The sequence below is a fragment of the Nocardioidaceae bacterium genome (assembly GCA_018672315.1).
In the GTDB taxonomy this organism is placed as follows: domain Bacteria; phylum Actinomycetota; class Actinomycetes; order Propionibacteriales; family Nocardioidaceae; genus TYQ2.
In genome coordinates, this window is record CP076053.1 from 577,267 (window position 1) to 597,471 (window position 20,205).

The window sequence follows — 20,205 nt, forward strand, 5'->3', positions numbered from 1 at the left end:
GCGGGTGCGCACGGCCTCCGCGTGGCGCCCACGCAGATCTCGATCCCTCCGGCATCCTGCGGTCGGAGGTGGCACATGAGCACGAACTCGGCTGCAGGAGCACCGGTCATCGAGACCCAGGGGCTGCGCAAGGTCTTCCGTACGCGCCGCGGGCGGTCCGTCGTCGCGGTCGACGGACTCGACCTCGCCGTGCCGGCCGGCGGCGTCCACGGTTTCCTGGGCCCGAACGGCTCGGGCAAGACCACCAGCATCCGCATGATGCTCGGCCTGGCCTCCGTCACCGACGGCACGATCCGCCTCTTCGGCGAGCCCGTGCCCCGGCAGCTGCCCACGGTCATGCCCCGCATCGGCGCCGTCGTCGAGCAGCCGAAGTTCACCCCGACCTTCACCGGACGCCGCAACCTCGAGCTGCTCGCCCGCACCCACGGGGTCGACGACCGTGCCGTCGACCGCACGCTCGAGCAGGTCGGCATGAGCGGACGCGAGTCCGAGCGGTTCAAGGGCTACTCGCTCGGCATGAAGCAACGGCTCGCGATCGCCGCGACCCTGCTGACCGAGCCCGACCTGCTGATCCTCGACGAGCCGACGAACGGGCTCGACCCGGCGGGCATCCGCGAGATCCGCGACCTCATCCGCACCCTCGGCGAGCAGGGCGTCACCGTATTGCTGAGCTCGCACATCCTCGCCGAGGTCGAGCAGGTCTGCCGCACCGTGACCATCATCGGGCGAGGCCGTCGGCTGGCCGAGGGCAGCGTGGCCGAGCTCGTCGCCGGGACGCGGACGACCCGTCTCGTGGTGGGCGACACCGAGGCCACGGCTCGCGCGGCACAGCTGCTGGGCGACTCCGGGCACGCCGTACGCCGGGAGGGCGAGGCCCTGCTCCTCGACGACGTCGACCCCGGTGAGGCCAACCGGCTGCTCGGTGAGGCCGGCATCTGGGCGAGCGAGCTGACACCCGTGCGCCGTGACCTCGAGGGCGTCTTCCTCGAGCTCACCGCCGGCGCCGGACCCGGGCGTCCGAGCCCCGGCATGACAGGGGACCCGTCGCGGGGAGCCGACCCGAGCCGACCGAGCGGAGAGTCCCGATGAGCCTGCTGCGCCTGAGCCGTGTCGAGCTGACGCGGTACCGCTCCCGCCGCGCCATCGCCTTCCTGGTGGTGGTCTCCCTCGTGCTCACCGCCGTCATCGCCGCGGTCCTGATCTTCCAGACCCGGCCCTTCGACCGGGCCGACATCCAGCGCGCCGAGCAGCAGGCGGCCGCCGAGGCCGAGCAGCCGTACATTCAGCGTGAGCTGCGGCGCTGCGTGAACCGGCCGCGCACCTACGGCATCCGGCCCGACAACCCGGACGTGCAGCAACGCTGCGAGGAGTTCGTGCTGCCGACGGCCGAGTGGTACCTCTACCGGCCCGAGCTCCGCCCCCGCGAGCAGCTGCAGGGCGGCGCCCTGGGCGTCGCGACGATGCTGGTGATGGCGCTGATCCTCGCGGCCACGACGTTCGCCGGCGCCGACTGGAACTCCGGGTCGCTGATTAACCAGCTGCTGGCCGTGCCCGGACGCGTACGCCTCTGGGTCGCCAAGGCCCTCCCCGTCACGGTGGTCTCGACCGCGGTGACGCTGGTGACGCTCGCCGGGTGGTGGACGGCCGTGCTGGTCACGGCCCGGCTGCGCGACATCGGGGTCGGCGGTCCCCTGCTGGCCGACATCGGGTGGCAGATCGTGCGGGCCGGGGCCCTGGCCGGGTTCGCGGCTCTCGGCGCGTACGCCCTGACGATGCTGCTCCGCAGCACCGTCGCCACCCTCGGGGTGCTGTTCGCGTACACCGTGGTCGGTGACCTGGTGCTGAACCTGCTGCCGTTCGACGGGCAGCGATACGCGATCTCGACCAACGTCTTCGCCTGGCTCAACGGCAGCTTCACCTACTACGACTACGACCGGTGCCTCGGCGCGGTCGGGCGCTGCCAGGAGGCCGTCACGATCACCCAGGCCGACGCGGTCCCCGTGCTCGTGGTCCTGGTGGCCGTCGTGATCGGGCTGTCGTTGCTCACCTTCCGGCGCCGCGACGTCTGAGCCGGCCCCGCGGGCGGGCGTAGGCTCGGACGCATGAGCAGCCAGGACTCCCCCGTCATCCGAGTCGTCGGCCTGGGCGCCGACGCCGTGGCGTACGAGGACGCCTGGGAGCTGCAGCGCGCGGTGCACGCGGGCGTCGCCGAGGGGGCACCGGACGAGGTGCTGCTGCTCGAGCACCCTCCCGTCTACACCGCCGGCAAGCGCACCGAACCCCACGAGCGACCGACCGACGGCACCCCGGTCGTCGACGTCGACCGCGGCGGCAAGATCACCTTCCACGGCCCCGGCCAGCTGGTCGGCTACCCGATCGTGAGGCTGCCCGAGCACGTGCTCGTCGTCGACTACGTGCGCCGGCTCGAGGAGGCGCTGATCCTCACCTGCCGCGACCTCGGCGTCACGACCGCCCGCGTGCCGGGTCGCTCGGGCGTCTGGTTGCGCGCCGACGACCGCGGCCCCGAGCGCAAGATCGCCGCCATCGGCATCCGGGTCTCGCGCGGGGTCACGATGCACGGCTTCAGCCTCAACTGCGACGTCGACCTGGCCTGGTACGACCGCTTCGTGCCCTGCGGCATCGCCGACGCCGGGGTCACCACCCTCAGCGCCGAGCTGGGGCGCGAGGTGACGTGCAGCGACGTGCTGCCGATCGTCGAGCGGCACCTCCAGGCGCTGCTGGCCTGGCAGCCGTACGACCGCACGCCCGACTACGAGCCCCGGCCGGACCCGGCGAAGCCGCTCGGCCCCGCGGTCACGGTGCTCGCGCCGTCCGCGGGGGCGTGAGCGACCGGACGACGCCGGCTGGTCCGGAGGCGCCGCCTCGGCACCTGTCGTGGGCCGCGCGCCTCGCGCTGGTCCTCCTCGCGCTCGGTGCGGTGCTCGTCACGACGCTGGTCGCCGGACTGGTGGTCACCGGGACCGGCCCGCCGTCCTCCGCTGAACGCGCGCGGGCGGCCGAGCTCGCGTCGACCGAGATCGCCTCGCCGCAGCTGCAGGCGGCCGTGACGGACTGCGTGCAGGCGCCGGTGGCGTACGGGGTGCCGGCGAGCACCTCGGGTGCGAGTCGTCGGGCCGCCTGCCTCGGGGCGATGACACCGCCACCCACGGCCTACCTCGGACGGCCGCCGTTGCGGGTCGCCTCCGTCGCGGCGTACGACATGCTGCTGCTCGGTCTCCTGCTCACCGCCGTGGCGGGCCTCGGTGGGCTCGTGCTCGGGAGGACGGTCCGGCCGCTGCGGGCGACGGTCGCGGGCGCAGCCGTCGGTCTCACCGCCGCGGGCTCGGTCTGGGTCGTCGTGGCGGTGGCGCTGCTCGCGCGCGGTCAGACCGGCGACGTCGCGGTGCCGCTGCTGCAGGTCACCCGTGTCGGCCTGCTCACCGCCCTCGCGTCGGGGATCGGTGCGTACGCGAGTCGGCGCCTGGGTGGCGCGGCGCCCGCGGTCCTCGTCGTCGGTCTCCTCGGAGGCGCGAGCCTCCTGCTGCCCGTCGACGTGCTCGACGTCGCCGGCGCCTGGATCACCGCGAGCTGGTGAGCGGCACCTCGCGCGCGGGACCGCCGGCCCCGGGCATCCCGACCGGCGGGGACCCCGTCGGCGCGCTCTCGCACACGGCGTACGTCCGAGCGGGCTCGCCGGTGAGGACCCTGACCCGAGGCCCTGCGGCTGTCCCGGTCGCCCCACCGGGTGGTGCGACGAAGCCACAGCCGTCCGTACGCCTCGCCCCGACGCCCTCCCGTCCCGACAGCAGCCCGTCGACGGGCACGCGGGCGTCGACGTAGCGAGGACTCAGCACGGCACCGTGCGCAGCAGCGGTGGCGACACCGGCGAGACCGACCGACAGGCCGATGAGCAGGCCGATGGCCACGACGACCACCGACAGGACGGTCGTGTGCCAGGTGGGCAGTCTCATGGTGCTTGGACGCAGGATGCCGTCGAACGGTTCCACCGCCCGGCAGGGCACCTCAGCACTCGGCGCGTACGTGCCCTCGCGCCCCGGCGGGTCTCACGGCGCGGTCCCGCAGCAGCACCGACCAGCGGTCGCCGTGCCTCGCGCAGGCTGCGTCGAAGTCGGCGCGCCTGTACTCGATCTGCACGATGCGCCGCCCGTGGGCAGCGGCGTAGCGGTCGCACTCGTCGTAGCGCCGGCACTCCTCCACGACCGCGAAGTCGAACCCGACCCGGCGTACGGCACGGGGGCGGAGCCCCGCGAGGTTCTTCTGCGCGACCGCGAGGCCGACCCGGTGGACGCCGCGGGTGATGCGGCGGGCGAGGGCGAGGTTGTCGGCGCGCCGCAGCTGTCGCCCGGAGCGCAGGAAGGAGTCGAGGTTGTCGAGCTCGACCGCCTCGTAGCCGGCCCGGCCGCAGCCCCTGGCCCACCGCACGACCACCCGGGCGACCTCCGCACGGACCGCAGGGCGACGCGTGTCGAGCAGCACCTCCTGCCGCCATCCCGGGTCGCGCACCAGACGTCCGTCGCGGTCGCGCAGCAGCGCGCCCGGGTGGTGCGTACGCCACCAGCCCAGCGCCCCCGGCTGGGTCTGGAAGGCGTTGAGATAGCAGACGTCGAAGCCGCCGCCGCTCCCGTCGGGGTCCGCCGGCGGCGCCGTGCGGTCGCGCACCACGACGACCGCCCCGGGCACCTCGTACGCCCCGCCCAGCTGGTAGTCCGCCTCCGCGCCCACCGGGAACGGCGTGACTCGCGCCTGCGCCGGTGCGGCGGCGACGGGGAGTGCGAGCGTCGCCGCAACCGCGAGCACGGCGAGCCGCCCGGGCGCCCTCACGAGCAGACCCCCACCGCATTGCCCTCCAGGCACAGGTAGACGGGGGCCGACGTGGCCGGGTGCCCCGCGCTGTCGGTGACCGAGGCGGTGAGCCGGTACGCCGTACGCCCCTCGGCGTGATCCTGGGTCAGCCTTGCCGAGCCCGTACGCCCCTGCTCGCGCACCGCCGGGTGCAGGTGGGGCACCTCGCCCGGGTAGTGCAGGATCTGCAGCGTCGTCGTGGCGGAGTCGGCGATGTCGGCCCCTGCTGCGTCCGTCGCCGTGACCTGCCAGGAGACCTCGTCGCCGGGCGCGTGGAAGGTGCCGTCGGGCACCGTCACCGCGACCTCGGGGAAGGCCGTCGTGGGTTCCCAGGTCGCCCGGGAAGCGGCGATCCCGCGCTCGTCGACGTAGTCCAGCCGCGCGCGGTGGATGCCCGGCACGAGAGTGCGTACGAACCGCTCGCCGGAGTCGCCGCCGACCCCGAAGGTGTCGAGGACGACCTCGTCGTCGAGCACGAAGCGCGTCGGCCCCGCACCGGTCGCGACGAACTCGTACGCCCCGCCGGCGAAGCGGAACCTGCCCTCGAAGCTCACCGCGCTGCCCTGGTCGGGGATGCCGGGGGGTCGGGGAAAGGCCTCGGCGGTCTGCTCGCAGGTCACGGCGTCAGGGGTGCCGGTGAGCTCGCCGTCGGCGAACCACGAAGCACGCCAGGTGCCGAGGTCGCACGTCGTCGCACCGTCGGTGTCGTGGACGATCCGCCGCAGCTCACCGGGGAAGATCGTCAGGAACCACACGGTGCCGTCGGGCCCGATCCGTGTACGCACCGGCGTCGCGACGGCCTCGCGGGTCGCGAAGGACTCGTACGCCGCCCGCTCCGCGGCATCGTCGGTCGGGTCCAGGGAGGCCGTGTCGATCAGCCGCATCTCCCCCAGCGCGTAGTCGCTGTAGAGGAAGCGGTCGCGGTAGGCGGCCGGGTACGCCGGGGCCCCGGCGAGCGCGACACCGCCGGAGACGGACCCGCCCGCCTGCGGGTCGTGCGGGTAGACGTGGATCGGCGGCGTCGGCGCGGTCGGCACCTCCGGCGGCTCGGCCAGCGACGGGCACGACGGCTCGCGTCCGGCCTCCCTGAGGAACGAGGGCCCGGGGCGGTCGGCCTCGACGCACGGCCAGCCGTAGTTCGCGCCGCGCTCGAGACGGTCCAGCTCCTCCGCGGCGTCCTCGCCGACGTCGCCGAGGATGACGTCGCCCTCGGCGTCGACACCGAGCCGGAACGGATTGCGCAGCCCGTACGCCCAGATCCGGTCGCGGTTCTGCGACGCCGCCCCCGCACCGCTGTAGTAGGGGTTGTCGGGCAGGCCGAGACCGGTGTCGGGGTCGACGCGCAGCACCTTGCCGGCCAGCACGTCGAGGTCCTGGGCGCGGACGGCCTCGGGCGACTGCCCGGCGTACAGGGCGCCGTCGCCGACGGTGACCAGCAGGGCGCCCCTGTCGTCGAAGAGCAGCTCGCCCATGGCGTGGCCGGTGCCGACGAACGGCAGGCAGCCGGGGGTCTCGGGGACCGGGCAGGCGGCCACGTCCGGTGTCCCGAGCACGACCTCCTCCGCCCCGGCCTGGACGCCGTCGCGGAGCACGACCCGCGTCACGCGGTGGGTCTGCTCGAACCGGTCCGCCTGTGCGGGGTCCTCGAGGTAGGTGTAGCCGAGGTAGACCTCGCCGGTCGTCGTACGCCGGTCGAAGTCAGGCGCCAGCGTCATCGCGATGAGCCCGACGTCGTCGCGGGCGAGCACGTGGTCGGAGATGTCGATGACCGGCTCCGGGGCCACGACGCCGTCCTCGACCAGGCGTACGAGACCGCTCTTCTCGGCCACCAGCACGCGGCGTGCGTCCAGCACCTCGAACGTCGTGGGCAGGAACAGGCCGGCGGCCAGCGTCTCGGCGCGGAACCCCTCGGGAAGACCGGTCAACGCCGCCGGCGACGCGGGCTGCTGCGTGTCGACCCGCACGGCCTGCGACACCCCGCGGCGTACGCCCTTCTCGAGCCTCGCCACCACGTCGTGGGGGCCGTCGGCCAGGCGCACGGTGTCCCAGGTCCAGACCCAGGTGCCGTCCTCGGTCTCCGTCGCGCTGCCGGCCGGCTGGGCGTCGACGTACATCTCCACGGCGCTGACCGGTTCCGCCGGGCGTACGACCACCTCGGGCCGACCGCTCAGCGCCGGCCGGCCGTCGTCGGTCGTGGTCTCGGCACCGCGGGTGACGCGCAGGGTCGCCTCGATCCCCTCCCGGCCGATCTCGACCTCGCTCGGGGCCGTGCGGACCAGCGGCGCACCGTTGAACCGTCCCGCGACCACGCGCACCTCCACCAGCCCCGCGTCCTCGGTCGGCAGGTCGAGCGCGAACCTGCCGCGGCGGTCCTGACGGTCGAAGGAGACGAACTCCCAGGGCCCCCCGACGGTCCGCTGCTGCAGGCCCATGAGCCGACCCCGCCGGGCGGGCGTCGCGGCACCGGCGATCGTGGCCTCGCTCCCGGGGACGACCAGGGCCGGGAACGTGGCGTCGATCGTCTGCGGGACCGGCACGAGTCTCCTGGCCGGGCTGACCTCGCGACGGGCGGGTCGACCCCCGACCCAGGTGCGCGGCGCCACCGCCCGCAGCGAGGTGGGCGTGCCGGGCATGACCAGGCGTACGCGGAACCGACCGCCCGGGAAGGACCGGACCCTCTCGACCGTCCGCCAGCGCCTCTCGCCCTCGGCGTCGGTGACGCGCAGCTGCAGCCGGACGGGTCTGCGGCCGGGGGCGCCGACGGCGCCGCGGGCGAGCAGCTGCTCACCGGCGACGGGGCGGCGCGGGAGCACGGCGAGGATGATGCGCGTACGCCGGGCCGGCGGGGTCCGTGTGCCGGCTTCCGGACGCCCGGCAGACGGCGTTGCTGCCACCGGGCTCCGCGGCTCGCCCGACGCCGCGGAGGCGGCCGGCAGGGCCGACGGCGCGAGGAGACCCAGCACCAGGACGAGACCGACCGCGAGGGCGGTCGGCAACCGACGAGTGGACTCCCGAGATGTCAGCACCGCAGCATCCTGGCCCAGATCCGTCACCGCCGGAAGCGCCGCGCCCGCACCATGCCCGCGGCGTACGCTGGAGCCATGGCAGCCACACCTGACGGCCGCAAGCTCCTCCGTCTGGAGGTCCGCAACGCCGAGACCCCGATCGAGAAGAAGCCGGCCTGGATCAAGACGAAGGCCACGATGGGTCCGCAGTACCGCGAGCTGCAGCAGCTCGTGAAGGGCGAGGGCCTGCACACCGTGTGCCAGGAGGCGGGCTGCCCCAACATCTTCGAGTGCTGGGAAGACCGGGAGGCCACCTTCCTCATCGGCGGCGAGCAGTGCACCCGACGCTGCGACTTCTGCCAGATCGACACCGGCAAGCCCGCCGAGCTCGACCGCGACGAGCCGCGTCGCGTCGCCGAGTCGGTGCAGCAGATGCAGCTGCGCTACGCCACGATCACCGGCGTCGCCCGCGACGACCTGCCCGACGGCGGCGCGTGGCTCTACGCCGAGACGGTCCGCAAGATCCACGAGCTCAACCCGGGCACCGGCGTGGAGAACCTCATCCCCGACTTCAACGGCAAGCCCGACCTGCTGACCGAGGTCTTCGAGAGCCGTCCCGAGGTGCTCGCGCACAACGTCGAGACCGTGCCCCGCATCTTCAAGCGCATCCGCCCGGCGTTCACCTACGAGCGGTCCCTCGGGGTCCTCACCCAGGCACGCGACTTCGGCCTGGTCACCAAGTCCAACCTCATCCTCGGCATGGGCGAGACCCGCGAGGAGGTCAGCCAGGCGCTGCGCGACCTCCACGAGGCGGGCTGCGAGCTGATCACGATCACGCAGTACCTCCGCCCCTCGCCGCGCCACCACCCCGTCGAGCGGTGGGTGAAGCCGGAGGAGTTCGTCGAGCTCAAGGACGAGGCCGACGCGATCGGGTTCTCCGGTGTGATGAGCGGGCCGCTGGTGCGGTCCTCCTACCGGGCGGGGCGTCTCTACCAGCAGGCGATGGCCGCGCGCGGTGAGACGGTCGACATCGAGCGCCCGGCCTCGCCGGTCGCGCCCGCTGCCGTCTGAGGCGTACGCCCGGCCCCTGGCGCCCTGTAGGACAATGACGTCATGGCGCGCGAGAAGAAGCAGAAGAAGGCGAAGAAGCCGAAGGGTCAGGGGCGCATCGCCCAGCTGAGGCAGAGCTGGACGATGACCCGCAAGGTCGACCCCAGGATGCCGCTGGTCGTGGCGGCCTGGGCGGTCGGCGTCGCCGCGGTGACCTTCCTCGTCTTCGGGGTCCTGCTGCCCGGCATCCTCGCGGTGAGCATCGTCCTGGCGGTCTTCGCCGGTCTGCTCGCGGGTCTGATCGTCTTCGGACGTCGCGCGGAGCGGGGTGCGTACGCCCAGATCGAGGGTCAGCCCGGCGCGGCGGCCGCGGTGCTGGACTCGCTGAAGCGTGGCTACAAGACCGACACCGCCGTGGCCTTCACCAAGCAGCAGGACATCGTCCACCGCGTGGTGGGACCGGCCGGCATCGTGCTGGTCGGCGAGGGCAACGGCAACCGGCTCAAGCAGCTGCTGGCCTCCGAGCGGAGGCGCCACGAGCGCATCTCCGCCGACGTCTCGCTCTCGACCGTCGTCGTCGGTCGGGGTGAGGGCGAGGTGCCGCTGCCGGACCTGCGCAAGCGCATCACCAAGCAGAAGCGCACCCTCAAGCCCGCCGAGATGACCGACGTGCTCTCACGGCTGCGCGCGCTGGACGCGCACCGTCCGCCGGTGGGTCTGCCCAAGGGCCCCCTGCCGACGTCGATGAAGGGCATGCGCAGCCAGATGCGGGGCCGCTGACCTCCCGGTCGGTCCCGCGCTGACGGCCCCAGACCGCCCGTCAGCCCGTCGGCTGCTCGACCACGTCGCGCTGCGCCGGTGCGGTGATGTCGACGTCGACGTCGTAGGCGAGGAAGTCGGCCACGGTGCGTACCGAGGTGCCCTGCACCTCCAGGTCGGCCGTGGTGCGGCGTACGCGCCCGTCGTCGTCGATGGCGACCACCGAGGTGAGCTGCTCGGGGGCGGCGCCGGAGGCGAGCAGCTGGTCGTACAGCGGGTTCTGCTGGGCATCGGCGAACTCGCGGAAGTCCTGCACGACCCGGAAGCGCGTCACGTCCGCGCCGTTGACCCTGCTCTCGCCGAGCTTCTCGACGGACTGCACGGAGGCGATGGTGGCCTCGGCCTGCGCGCGGGGGTCGATCTGGTCGATCTGCTGCTGCAGCTGCTCGCCGATCTGACCGCCGGCCTCGGCGAGGTCGACCCGGGCGTACTTGCCCTGGGGGATGCCCGGGGCCTGCACGTAGAAGACCCCGTCGACGATCAGCGTCTGCAGCGTGCCGCCCCCGGCGCTCTGCGGCAACTCGGTGTCGAGCCGGGCGCTGAGCTCGCCGTCCTCGACCTGGGTGACGCCCCGGACGACCGTCTCCAGCGGCCCCTGGGGCGTGTCGACGGTGCTGACGACGCGCGTACGCACGCTCGTGTCCTCCTCCTCGGCTGCCTGCTGCACCAGGTCGACGTACTCCTGCTGCGCGGCGCTGTCGCCGCCCGAGGACCCTGAGGCCTCCGGGGACTCGCTCGGGCTCTCCTCGGCGGACTCGCTCGGGGACTGGCTGGGCGAGGCGCTCGCCGAGGCGTCGCCCGACCCGGCGGCCGGGTCCGTGTCGCCGTCCGAGCCGCACCCGGTCAGTGCGAGCGCGAGGGCGGCCGTGGTGGTCGTGAGGGCAGCGGGGAGTCGACGCATGGCACCTGCATACCCCGGGTGTGGAGGAACACTCGACATCGACCGGTCACCGCGGCGTGTCAGGATGTGCGGTGGCCCGCCACGGGCCTCCCGGACCCATCCGCCAGGCCCAGCGAGGCGAACCCACCACGTGACCTCCTCAGACGCAGCCCGCCCCTCCGTCGCCGTCGTCGGCGCCGGCATCTCGGGGCTGACCGCGGCGTACCTGCTGCGCGGGGACCACGACGTGACGTTGTTCGAGAGCGAGCCCCGGGCGGGCGGACACGCCCACACCCACGACGTCGATCTGGCCGACGGCTCACCGGCCGCGGTCGACTCCGGTTTCATCGTGCTGAACGACCGCACCTACCCCGTGGTCAACCGGCTCTTCGCCGAGCTCGGGGTGCGCACCCGGCCCACGGAGATGTCGATGAGCATCACCTGCGACGGCTGCGGTCTCTCCTTCGCCGGCGGCCGCAAGCTGCCCGGCATCTTCGCCCAGCGTCGCCGGCTGCTCGACCCGCGGTTCCTGCGGTTCCTGCTGGACGTGAAGCGCTTCCAGCGCACGGCGCTCGCTCTGCTCGAGGGCGCCGAGGCCGGCGGCGAGACCGGGCTCGCGGAGCACCCGCTGTCCTACGGGGACTTCCTCTCCCAGGAGGGCTTCGGCGACTACTTCGTGGCCCACTACGCCATGCCGGTCGTCTCGTGCGTCTGGTCGATGGGGTACGAGGAGGCCCGCGGCTACCCCGCGGCGTACCTCTTCGCCTTCCTGCGCCACCACGGCTTCCTGTCGGTCTCGGGCTCGCCGACCTGGCACACGGTCGTCGGGGGTTCCCGCACCTACGTCGAGACGATCCTGCAGCGCCTGCGCTCCGACGCAGGCCACGGGGTCGAGGTCGCCAACGGCGTGACGGCGGTCGCCCGGGTCGACGGTGGTGTCGAGGTCACCGACGGCTCGGGGCGTACGCGCCGCTTCGACAAGGTCGTGCTCGCCACGCACGCCGACACCTCCCTGGCGCTGCTGAGCGACCCGACGCCGAAGGAGAAGGAGCTGCTCGGCGCCTTCGGCTACTCGACCAACCAGACCTTCCTGCACCGCGACATGACCACGATGCCGTCCGTGCCCGGGGCGCGCGCCGCGTGGAACTACCGCCTCGACACCTGCGACGCGACGACGGACCGCACGCGGGTGACGTACTGGATGAACCGCCTGCAGGGGCACCCCGAGTCCAGCCCGCTGCTGGTGACGCTCAACCCCGACGACGCGCCCGCCGAGGTCATCGCGGAGATGACCTACGAGCACCCCACCTACACCGCGGAGTCGGTGGCTGCGCAAGCGCGCCTGGGTGAGCTCGGCGACGGCGTGACGGCGTTCGCGGGCGCCTACCACGGGTGGGGCTTCCACGAGGACGGCGCGCGCTCGGGCGTCGCGGCGGCCGCCTCCCTGGGGGTCGACTGGTGAGCGCGGCCCACGAGCTGGACGACCACGCGGCTCAGGCGGCGCCCACCCCGGAGCGCGCGTACGTCTCCCTGCCCGCCTCGCTGCCCGCGTCGGTACGCACCCGCGTGACGCACCGGCGGACGAAGCCGTTCTCCTACGGCTTCACCCACCACACGACCGCCTGGGTCGTCGACGCGGCGGACCCCGAGGCGGCGTTCCCCCGGTGGCTGCGACCGCTGGCACGCATCCGCTCGCGCGACCACTTCGGCGACGGTGACGCCTCGCTGCAGGAGAAGGTGCGGCGCTTCGTCGCCGCCGAGGGCCTGGGGTGGGCGACCGACCGTGTGGTCGGGCTGTGCGCTGCTCGGAGCCTCGGTCACGTCTTCGACCCGTTGAGCGTCTGGTTCTGCTTCGATGCCGACGGCGAGCCCACCGGTGTGCTCGCCGAGGTGCACAACACCTACGGCGAGCGTCACACCTATCCCCTGCCGATCCAGCGCGGCCGCGCCGCGGTGGACAAGGACTTCTACGTCTCCCCGTTCTTCACCGTCGAGGGCCGCTACGACATCCGCGTACGCCTCGACTCCGACCGTGTCGCGGTCGCGATCTCGCTGAGCCAGGACGGCGAGGTCGTCTTCACCGGCTCCGAGGCCGGCGCGCTGCGACCGGTGCGCTCCCGGCTCGACACCCTCCGCGCCGTGCTGCGGGACCCGGCCCCGGCCCTCCGGGTCGCCGCGCTGATCCGCTGGCACGGCATCACGCTCTGGATCAAGCGGCTCCCGGTCGTCCGCCGCCGCCCCCACGCCACCCAGGAAGGCATGACGTGACCACTCTGCAGACTGCTCGCGCCCGGCTCGCGCCGCCCGCTCCCGCGTACGGGATCAAGGGCACGCTGGCCCAGAAGGTGCTCTCGCGCATCCTGCGCAAGGTGCCGGTCAACGTGTCGCTGCCCGGCGGCGAGCCGCTCGGGCCGGTCGGACCCGGCCGGCCGGAGATCCAGATCCTCAAGCCGCGGCAGTTCTTCGCGCGGCTGGCCGACTCCCCGATGATCGGGCTCGGCGAGGCCTACATGGAGCGCGACTGGAACCCTGCGCCCGGGTCGGACCTCGCCGACGTGCTGGCGCCGTTCGCCGCTCGGCTCACCGAGCTGATCCCGCCGACGTTCTACCGCATGCGGCACGTGGTGATGCCGAAGCTCGGCAGCCGCGAGGAGAACACGGTCACCGGTGCCCGGGAGAACATCCACCGGCACTACGACCTCTCCAACGACATGTTCGCGCAGTTCCTGGACCCGTCGATGATGTACTCCTCGGCCCTGTTCGACTCCCTCAGCACCCCGCCGACGCTCGCCGACCTCGAGGCCGCGCAGGCCGAGAAGATCGACCGGATCCTGGACCGCGCAGGTGTAGGTGAGGGCTCACGGGTGCTGGAGATCGGCACCGGCTGGGGCACGCTCGCGATCCGTGCCGCGCAGCGGGGGGCACGGGTCGTCACCGTGACGATCTCCGAGCACCAGGCCGAGCTCGCGCAGGAGCGCGTCGACGCCGCCGGGGTCACCGACCTCGTCGACATCCGCCTGCAGGACTACCGCGACGTCGTCGGCGAGTACGACGCGGTCGTGAGCGTCGAGATGATCGAGGCCGTGGGCGAGAAGTACTGGCCGACCTACTTCGCGAAGATCGACGAGGTGCTCGCACCGGACGGCAAGGTCGTGATCCAGGCGATCCTGCTCGAGCACCACCGCATGGTGGCCACGCGCAACACCTACACGTGGATCCACAAGTACATCTTCCCCGGCGGGCTGCTCCCCTCGACCGAGGCGATCGCCGGTGTGCTGGGCGAGCACACCACCATGCGGGTCACCGAGAACTTCTCGATGGGCCAGCACTACGCGCACACGCTGCGGCTGTGGCGCGAGCAGTTCCTCGCCAACTGGGAGCAGATCGCGCCGCTCGGCTTCGACGAGCAGTTCCGTCGCATGTGGGAGTTCTACCTCGCCTACTGCGAGGCGGGTTTCCGCACGGGCTACCTCGACGTCGCCCAGATCCGCATGGAGCGCTGAGGCCGTCTTCCGGCTCGCGCTCAGCGGCGCACGACCACGCTGCGCACCGCGAGGTCCTGGAGGCCGCGGCGGTCGCGGTCCCAGATCACGGCCGGGATCACCAGGCAGATCAGCAGGTGGCGTACGAGCGAGGCGATCAGGTTCAGCGGACGCCGGTCGACGCTGATGACCCCGATGCGCACGATCGACTGCCCGAAGGAGCCACCGATGGTGGCGGTCAGGATGCTCGCCTCGGCGAAGTAGATGACCAGAGGCCAGAAGCCGGTGTTGTCGTAGCCGACGACACCGATCGCGAGCAGCGATGCAGCCGCCCAGTCGATGAACAGCGCCAGGATGCGCTGTCGCCAGCTCGCGAGGGAACCGCTGCCCGCCTCCGGCAGACCCAGACGCTGTCCCGGGTAGAGGTCGACGTCCCGCGGGTCCCGGGGATCGCCGGCGGCGTACGCGCTGCTCATGGCACCACGGTAGCCAGCGGCACCCCGCCCACCTGCGCCGCCGCCGGTGACCCGTGTTACATGCCTGAAACAGTCGGGATACGGTCGAGAAACCGCTCCTGCCTAGCGTGAGAGCGCTTGGGCACGGCGCCCACGACGCTGTCCTCCCCGCAGCCGGCAGAGCGCCACGCCCACCGAGCCTTGCCCAATGACGGTCGCACGCGCGGCCAAGGAGGACGAATGTTCCAGAACTCAGAAGAGCTGCTGAAGTTCATCAAGGACGAGGGCGTCGAGATGGTCGACGTCCGCTTCTGCGACCTTCCCGGCGTGATGCAGCACTTCACGGTGCCGGTGAGCTCGTTCGACGAGTCCGTCTTCGAGGACGGTCTGAACTTCGACGGCTCGTCCATCCGTGGCTTCCAGGCCATCAACGAGTCCGACATGTCGCTGTTCCCGGACGTGACGACGGCGTACGTCGACCCCTTCCGCAAGAACAAGACGCTGAACGTCAACTTCTTCATCCACGACCCGATCACGGGCGAGGCCTACTCCCGCGACCCGCGCAACATCGCGCGCAAGGCGCTGGCGCACCTGGACTCCACCGGCGTGGCCGACACCGCCTTCTTCGCTCCCGAGGCGGAGTTCTACGTCTTCGACGACGTGCGCTACTCCACCGACGCCAACCACGGCTTCTTCTTCCTCGACTCCGAGGAGGGCTGGTGGACCCGCGGCCGCGAGGAGGAGGGCGGCAACCTGGGCTACAAGACCCGGATCAAGGGCGGCTACTTCCCGGTCGAGCCGTACGACCACCAGAGCGACCTGCGCGCGGACATGGTCAAGAACCTCGAGACCTGCGGCCTGCTCGTCGAGCGCGCCCACCACGAGGTCGGCACCGGCGGTCAGGCGGAGATCAACTACCGCTTCGACACGCTGCTCAAGGCCGCGGACGACGTGATGAAGTTCAAGTACCTCATCAAGAACACCGCCTGGCAGGCCGGCAAGTCCGTCACCTTCATGCCGAAGCCCCTCTTCGGCGACAACGGCTCGGGCATGCACGTGCACCAGTCGCTGTGGAAGGGCGGCGAGCCGCTGTTCTACGACGAGACCGGCTACGGCGGCCTCTCGGAGATGGCGCGCCACTACATCGGCGGCATCCTCAAGCACGCGCCGGCGGTGCTCGCGTTCACCAACCCGACGGTGAACTCCTACCACCGTCTGGTGCCGGGCTACGAGGCCCCGATCTCGCTGGTGTACTCCAGCCGCAACCGGTCCGCCTCGGTCCGTATCCCGATCACGGGAGCGAACCCGAAGGCCAAGCGCGTCGAGACCCGCTTCCCGGACCCGTCGGCCAACCCCTACCTCGCGTTCTCCGCGCTGATGCTCGCGGGCCTGGACGGCGTGAAGAACAAGATCGAGCCGGCCGCGCCGATCGACAAGGACATCTACGAGCTGCCGCCGGACGAGATGGCCGACATCGACCAGGTGCCGACCTCGCTCGGCGCCGTGCTCGACGCGCTCGAGGAGGACCACGACTTCCTGACCCAGGGCAACGTGTTCACCCCCGACCTGATCGAGACGTGGATCGAGTACAAGCGCGAGAACGAGATCGCCCCGGTGCAGCTGCGGCCGCACCCGCACGAGTTCGAGCTGTACTACGACATTTAGTCCCGCGTGGGTCAAGCCCACCGGCTGAGTGCCTGAGAACGGCCCCTGACCTGCGAAGACACCTTTCAACGTCTTCCAGCGTCAGGGGTCGTTTCTCGTTCGTCTGCGGCCCCAGTGCGGCCCAAGGGTGGTTTGGGACGGGAAGACAGCCCCCAGTATCGGCAAGCCCGAAGGACGACCAAGGGTACGTTCCACTGCCCGATGCGGTCTTGGAGGCGATCAATGCGCACATGACCGCCTACCCGCCGATCGAGGTGACCCTTCCCTGGGACCGGACGGACGGGAAGCCCACGACCTTTTCGCTTCTCCTGTACAGCCGCGAGAGGAAGGCGCTGGGACGGAACTACATCAACACGTTCATCTGGAAGCCCGCGTTGAAGCGAGCCGGGGTCCCGATGACGCGGGAAAACGGCAGCCACGCCCTGCGGCACTTCTACGCCAGTACAGCACTCCACGAAGGTGAGTCGATCAAGGCCCTGAGTGAGTACCTCGGTCACGCCGACCCCGGCTTCACGCTGCGCACCTACACCCACCTCGTCGAGGACAGCGCCGAGCGCACGAAGCGAGCAGTCGACGCCGTGTTCGGGCACGGTACGCCGGAGCCCGCCTCAGACCGTGCAGGACCTGACGATGACCTCGTGGACGACGTTGAGCCCGACGCGAAGGACGACGACGCCTGAGCACGTGCGGCTTGAGCTTCGCCATCGGTAGAGTCTTGAAAGGGCCGAACTGGGTCTAGTCGTCATCGCCAGCGCGCGCCACTCGGCCTTCAACCGCAGACGCTTGAACAGGAGCGCGTTGACCGCCACCAGGAAGCTGGACCTGGACAATTGATTGTGCCCTGCAGGAAGGAGACACCCCATGACGCCCGGCGGGAACCCCGCTTTGCGCTTGCCACTCCTGGCGAGGATGGCGAATGACATGAGTCACCACGGGTCACTGCGCCGCTCGACAGCGGCTGGCATGTGGGCTGCTTACTCGGCCCACACGGCCCTTGTCACATGGTCATTGGGCCGTCAGCCTGCGCGCCTTCGTATCCCTGCGAGACCGGCTCAGGTCGCCGGTGCGGCCATTTCCGCGGCGGGGTTTGGCCTCTGCATCGCGGGGATGAGGCGGTTCGCCGGAGTCGAGGAGCTCACGGGCACCCGCAACCAGGCGCTACTGACAGCCGGCGTCTACCGGTTCTCACGCAACCCTCAGTACCTCGGGTATCTGGCCGCATTAGCCGGCGCGGGTCTGAGCCGGCGCAGCGGTGCAGCTCTGCTCTCTACCGCAGTCCTGGCTTTCGCGTACTCGGCATGGATACCGGTGGAGGAGCAGCACATGTCCCGGCTGTACGGGAGGGACTACAGCGACTACTGCCGTCGGACGCGGCGCTGGTGGGGTCGGCGCGGCTGATCGCGTTTGCGTCCACACCCCGCGAGGGCTTCCAGTGGTAGAGGGAATCCTGCTCGTACTCGCGCTCGCGCCGCCTCCTGACTGAATCTCTTCAGCGGGACGGCAGGAGGGCTGCCAGGTTACGAGTTCGCCCACGCGTCGCTCTGGGTGAGGCGCAGCAGGTAGGCCAGCGGCGGGAGGACCAGGACTATCGCGAGGCCCACGGCGACGAGCAGTCCCTGCATCGTCGCCGGGGCGCCGGCGGCCTCGCCGATGGTCACCTCACCGACGAGCAGCCAGGGGTACTGGCCGACGCCCCACCCGGAGACCACGGAGGCGACCGCTACCACAGCCGGCCAGCGGGCTGCGGCGTAGCGCCGGCGCCACAGCAGCACCAGCGTCGCGGCGCCGGACATGGCCGAGAGCACCACGAGCGGAGCGGCACGCCCCGTCAACCCGTCACTGAGCACGGGGGCGTCTTGGAGGATCGGCATCAGCGCCGCGAAGACGACCGACCCAGTGACGACGCCCACGGCTAGCGCTCGTCTCCGCAGGTCCTCGGTGAGGCGGGTTCGACGGCTGCGATAGGCGTCGGCGGCGAGGAAGACGCCTGCTAGGAACGCGCACGTCCCGATGGCGATCACCCCGCCGAACAGCGAGGTCGGGTTGAGCCACGACGCCCAGCGATCACCCGACCCGTCCGCGGGCACCCGGCCGGAGGCGATGGCACCTGCGACGGTGCCGAGGAAGAACGGGGTGATGATCGAGGACACGGCGAAGACGACGCCGAACAGCCGCGCCTGGCCGAGGGTGGCGGAGTACTTGCGGAAGGCGAAGCTGGCGCCGCGGAGCACGATGCCGATCAGCGCGAACAGCATTGGCAGGACGAGGGTCGACATCGCGGCGGCGAAGGACTCCGGGAACCCGGTCCACCAGATGACCAGCACGTAGATCAGCCACACGTGGTTGGCCTCCCACACCGGGCCGATGCTGTGGTCCACCAGCGTGCGAAGCTCTGCACCTCGGCGGCTGTCGCCGGCGGTCAGGTCGAAGAACCCGGACCCGAAGTCGGCGCCGCCCAGCACGGCGTAGGCGACGACGCCGGCGAACATCGCGGCGGCGACCGCGACCTCGAGGCTCATCGACTGACCGCCTCTGTCTCGGGGGCGTACGGGCTGGGCAGGTCGGTCTCGCCGTCTCGCCACCGGCGTGCCATCGACCTCAGGACCACGACGGCGCCGATCGTCATCGCGGCGTAGATGACCGTCGAGATCCCGAGCAGCCACCACAGCGACGAGCTGTAGTCGCCGACCGCCTCGGGCGTGCGCATCACGCCGTACACCACCCACGGCTGCCGGCCCACCTCGGTGGCCACCCAGCCCGCCTCGAGGGCGATCACGGCCAGCGGCCCCGCGGCCGCCGCGGACCGCAGGAACCACTTCTTCGTCAGCAGGTCGCGGCCTCGCCGTCGCTGCATCCAGAACCAGGCGACGCCGGCGGCGAGCAGGGTGCCGATCCCGACCATGGTCTGGAAGGCGAGGTGGGTGATGTTGACCGGTGGCCGGTCCTCCTCGGGGATGGTGTCGAGGCCGGGCACCGGCTCGTCGAGCGAGTTCATCGCGATCAGCGAGCCCAGGACCGGGATGTCGATCGCGCCCACGACCTCGCCGTCGACCAGGACACCGCCAAGCCGCAGCGGTGACGGACTCTCGGTCGTCTCCGCGAGCTCGAACGCCGCCAGCTTCGCCGGTTGCCGCTCGTCGAGACCTGCGCCGAGCACGTGCCCGACGAACGGCTGGGTGAGCGCGGCGACGGAGGCGAACACGAACGGCACCAGGAAGCCGAGCCGATGGTGGGTGTCGCGACGACCACGCAACATCCCGACCGCGTAGACACCGGCGACGCTGAAGCCGGCCACCATGTAGGCGCCGACCCACATGTGGGCGAACTGGAGGAACGCGTGCTGGTTGAACAGCACCGCCCACGGCTGGACGTCAGTGACCTCGCCGTCGACGAGCCGGAAGCCGGTCGGCACGTTCATCCAGGCGTTGACCGCGACGACGCAGTAGGCGCCGACGACGCCCGTCACCGCCATCGGCAGCACCATCAGGACATGCCGCTTGGGGGGCATGCGGCCCCAGCCGTAGAGGTAGATGCCCAAGAAGATCGCCTCGAGGAAGAAGGCGAGGCCCTCGAAGGCGAAGGGCAGGCCGAGCACGTCACCGTAGGTCCCCATCAGGCCGGGCCACAACAGCCCCATCTCGAAGCTGAGGACCGTGCCCGACACCGCGCCGATCGCGAACAGCACCGCCGAGACCTTCGCCCACCGCTGGGCGAGGGTGAGCGCGACCGGGTCCTGGCGTCGGATTCCCCGCAGGTGCATCACGAAGATCATCGCCGGGAAGGCGACGCCGAAGCACGCCAGCACGATGTGCCAACCCAGTGACAGCGCCATCTGCTGACGGGCCGGGAGCAGACCTGCAGGTTCGGCCGCCGTGGCGGCCTGGACGACGGTCTCGAGGACGATCTCCGGAGTCAGCACCTCATCAACGCTACGGTCCGGGGCCCGCCGCACCAGACTTTGTGAAGGACTCCACGAACACCTGCAC

19 protein-coding genes are annotated in these 20,205 nt (G+C 71.7%); 12 read left to right on the forward strand and 7 right to left on the reverse strand.

Going from position 1 to position 20,205, the window contains the following annotated elements; genetic code table 11:
• The first annotated feature begins 75 nt into the window (after window positions 1–75).
• From KLP28_02725 to KLP28_02740, 4 genes are read left to right on the forward strand one after another with little or no spacing between them, the layout of a single operon-like run.
• Window positions 76–1,089, forward strand: coding sequence for an ABC transporter ATP-binding protein (locus tag KLP28_02725; protein ID QWC85692.1), 1,014 nt, complete (start codon window positions 76–78; stop codon window positions 1,087–1,089).
• The gene (locus KLP28_02730; protein ID QWC85693.1) at window positions 1,086–2,069 is read left to right on the forward strand and encodes an ABC transporter permease; all 984 of its coding nucleotides are present in this window, start codon (window positions 1,086–1,088) and stop codon (window positions 2,067–2,069) included. Before KLP28_02725 ends, KLP28_02730 begins: the two co-directional genes overlap by 4 nt.
• Before the next feature lie 33 nt (window positions 2,070–2,102).
• Complete coding sequence (gene lipB / locus KLP28_02735; protein QWC85694.1) at window positions 2,103–2,846, forward strand: lipoyl(octanoyl) transferase LipB; 744 nt, start codon at window positions 2,103–2,105, stop codon at window positions 2,844–2,846.
• Entirely contained in the window at window positions 2,843–3,595 is a 753-nt protein-coding gene (locus KLP28_02740; protein QWC85695.1) for a hypothetical protein, read from the forward strand. The genes lipB and KLP28_02740 overlap by 4 nt, the downstream gene beginning before the upstream one ends.
• Here KLP28_02740 and KLP28_02745 read toward each other — a convergent pair.
• Genes KLP28_02745 through KLP28_02755 form a run of 3 tightly spaced genes read right to left on the reverse strand, consistent with a single transcriptional unit; the run spans window position 3,579 to window position 7,859 of the window.
• Complete coding sequence (locus KLP28_02745) at window positions 3,579–3,971, reverse strand: hypothetical protein (GenBank protein QWC85696.1); 393 nt, start codon at window positions 3,969–3,971, stop codon at window positions 3,579–3,581. The two genes, KLP28_02740 and KLP28_02745, sit on opposite strands and share 17 nt — an antisense overlap.
• 52 nt (window positions 3,972–4,023) lie before the next feature.
• Window positions 4,024–4,842 carry an endo alpha-1,4 polygalactosaminidase gene (locus KLP28_02750; GenBank protein QWC85697.1) on the reverse strand — a complete coding sequence of 273 codons (819 nt, stop codon included), beginning with the start codon at window positions 4,840–4,842 and terminating at the stop codon, window positions 4,024–4,026.
• Window positions 4,839–7,859: a PQQ-dependent sugar dehydrogenase gene (locus KLP28_02755; protein ID QWC85698.1), complete on the reverse strand. Its 3,021-nt coding sequence runs from the start codon at window positions 7,857–7,859 to the stop codon at window positions 4,839–4,841. The genes KLP28_02750 and KLP28_02755 overlap by 4 nt, the downstream gene beginning before the upstream one ends.
• A 105-nt stretch (window positions 7,860–7,964) precedes the next feature.
• On the opposite strand from KLP28_02755, the gene lipA reads away from it, so the two are divergent.
• Both lipA and KLP28_02765 read left to right on the forward strand, forming a co-directional pair.
• Window positions 7,965–8,939: a lipoyl synthase gene (gene lipA, locus KLP28_02760; protein ID QWC85699.1), complete on the forward strand. Its 975-nt coding sequence runs from the start codon at window positions 7,965–7,967 to the stop codon at window positions 8,937–8,939.
• A 42-nt stretch (window positions 8,940–8,981) separates the two neighbouring features.
• The gene (locus tag KLP28_02765) at window positions 8,982–9,698 is read left to right on the forward strand and encodes a DUF4191 domain-containing protein (protein ID QWC85700.1); all 717 of its coding nucleotides are present in this window, start codon (window positions 8,982–8,984) and stop codon (window positions 9,696–9,698) included.
• 40 nt (window positions 9,699–9,738) lie between these two features.
• Here the strand turns inward: KLP28_02765 and KLP28_02770 are convergent, their stop codons facing one another.
• Window positions 9,739–10,638: a hypothetical protein gene (locus KLP28_02770; protein ID QWC85701.1), complete on the reverse strand. Its 900-nt coding sequence runs from the start codon at window positions 10,636–10,638 to the stop codon at window positions 9,739–9,741.
• Window positions 10,639–10,702: 64 nt separating this feature from the next.
• Here KLP28_02770 and KLP28_02775 point away from each other — a divergent pair, with 64 nt between their 5' ends.
• From KLP28_02775 to KLP28_02785, 3 genes are read left to right on the forward strand one after another with little or no spacing between them, the layout of a single operon-like run.
• On the forward strand, window positions 10,703–12,079 hold the full coding sequence (locus tag KLP28_02775) for an FAD-dependent oxidoreductase (GenBank protein ID QWC85702.1): 1,377 nt from the start codon (window positions 10,703–10,705) through the stop codon (window positions 12,077–12,079).
• Window positions 12,076–12,885, forward strand: coding sequence for a DUF1365 domain-containing protein (locus KLP28_02780; GenBank protein ID QWC85703.1), 810 nt, complete (start codon window positions 12,076–12,078; stop codon window positions 12,883–12,885). Before KLP28_02775 ends, KLP28_02780 begins: the two co-directional genes overlap by 4 nt.
• Window positions 12,882–14,120 (forward strand): cyclopropane-fatty-acyl-phospholipid synthase family protein, encoded by a 1,239-nt coding sequence (locus tag KLP28_02785; protein QWC85704.1) that lies wholly within the window; start codon window positions 12,882–12,884, stop codon window positions 14,118–14,120. The genes KLP28_02780 and KLP28_02785 overlap by 4 nt, the downstream gene beginning before the upstream one ends.
• Before the next feature lie 20 nt (window positions 14,121–14,140).
• On the opposite strand, the gene KLP28_02790 is transcribed toward KLP28_02785, so the two are convergent.
• The gene (locus KLP28_02790; GenBank protein QWC85705.1) at window positions 14,141–14,575 is read right to left on the reverse strand and encodes an RDD family protein; all 435 of its coding nucleotides are present in this window, start codon (window positions 14,573–14,575) and stop codon (window positions 14,141–14,143) included.
• A gap of 219 nt (window positions 14,576–14,794) precedes the next feature.
• Between KLP28_02790 and glnA the strand changes: the two genes are divergently transcribed.
• The 3 genes from glnA (at window position 14,795) to KLP28_02805 (ending at window position 17,617) form a co-directional block, all read left to right on the forward strand.
• Window positions 14,795–16,219 (forward strand): type I glutamate--ammonia ligase, encoded by a 1,425-nt coding sequence (glnA, locus tag KLP28_02795; GenBank protein ID QWC85706.1) that lies wholly within the window; start codon window positions 14,795–14,797, stop codon window positions 16,217–16,219.
• A 230-nt stretch (window positions 16,220–16,449) separates the two neighbouring features.
• Window positions 16,450–16,899 (forward strand): tyrosine-type recombinase/integrase, encoded by a 450-nt coding sequence (locus tag KLP28_02800; protein QWC85707.1) that lies wholly within the window; start codon window positions 16,450–16,452, stop codon window positions 16,897–16,899.
• Between the two features lie 241 nt (window positions 16,900–17,140).
• Window positions 17,141–17,617 (forward strand): phosphatidylethanolamine N-methyltransferase family protein, encoded by a 477-nt coding sequence (locus KLP28_02805; GenBank protein ID QWC85708.1) that lies wholly within the window; start codon window positions 17,141–17,143, stop codon window positions 17,615–17,617.
• A gap of 119 nt (window positions 17,618–17,736) precedes the next feature.
• On the opposite strand, the gene KLP28_02810 is transcribed toward KLP28_02805, so the two are convergent.
• Both KLP28_02810 and KLP28_02815 read right to left on the reverse strand, forming a co-directional pair.
• Window positions 17,737–18,738, reverse strand: a complete 1,002-nt coding sequence (locus KLP28_02810; GenBank protein QWC85709.1) for a cytochrome d ubiquinol oxidase subunit II — start codon at window positions 18,736–18,738, stop codon at window positions 17,737–17,739.
• Window positions 18,735–20,051, reverse strand: coding sequence for a cytochrome ubiquinol oxidase subunit I (locus KLP28_02815; protein QWC86761.1), 1,317 nt, complete (start codon window positions 20,049–20,051; stop codon window positions 18,735–18,737). Before KLP28_02815 ends, KLP28_02810 begins: the two co-directional genes overlap by 4 nt.
• Between the last annotated feature and the right edge of the window lie 154 nt (window positions 20,052–20,205).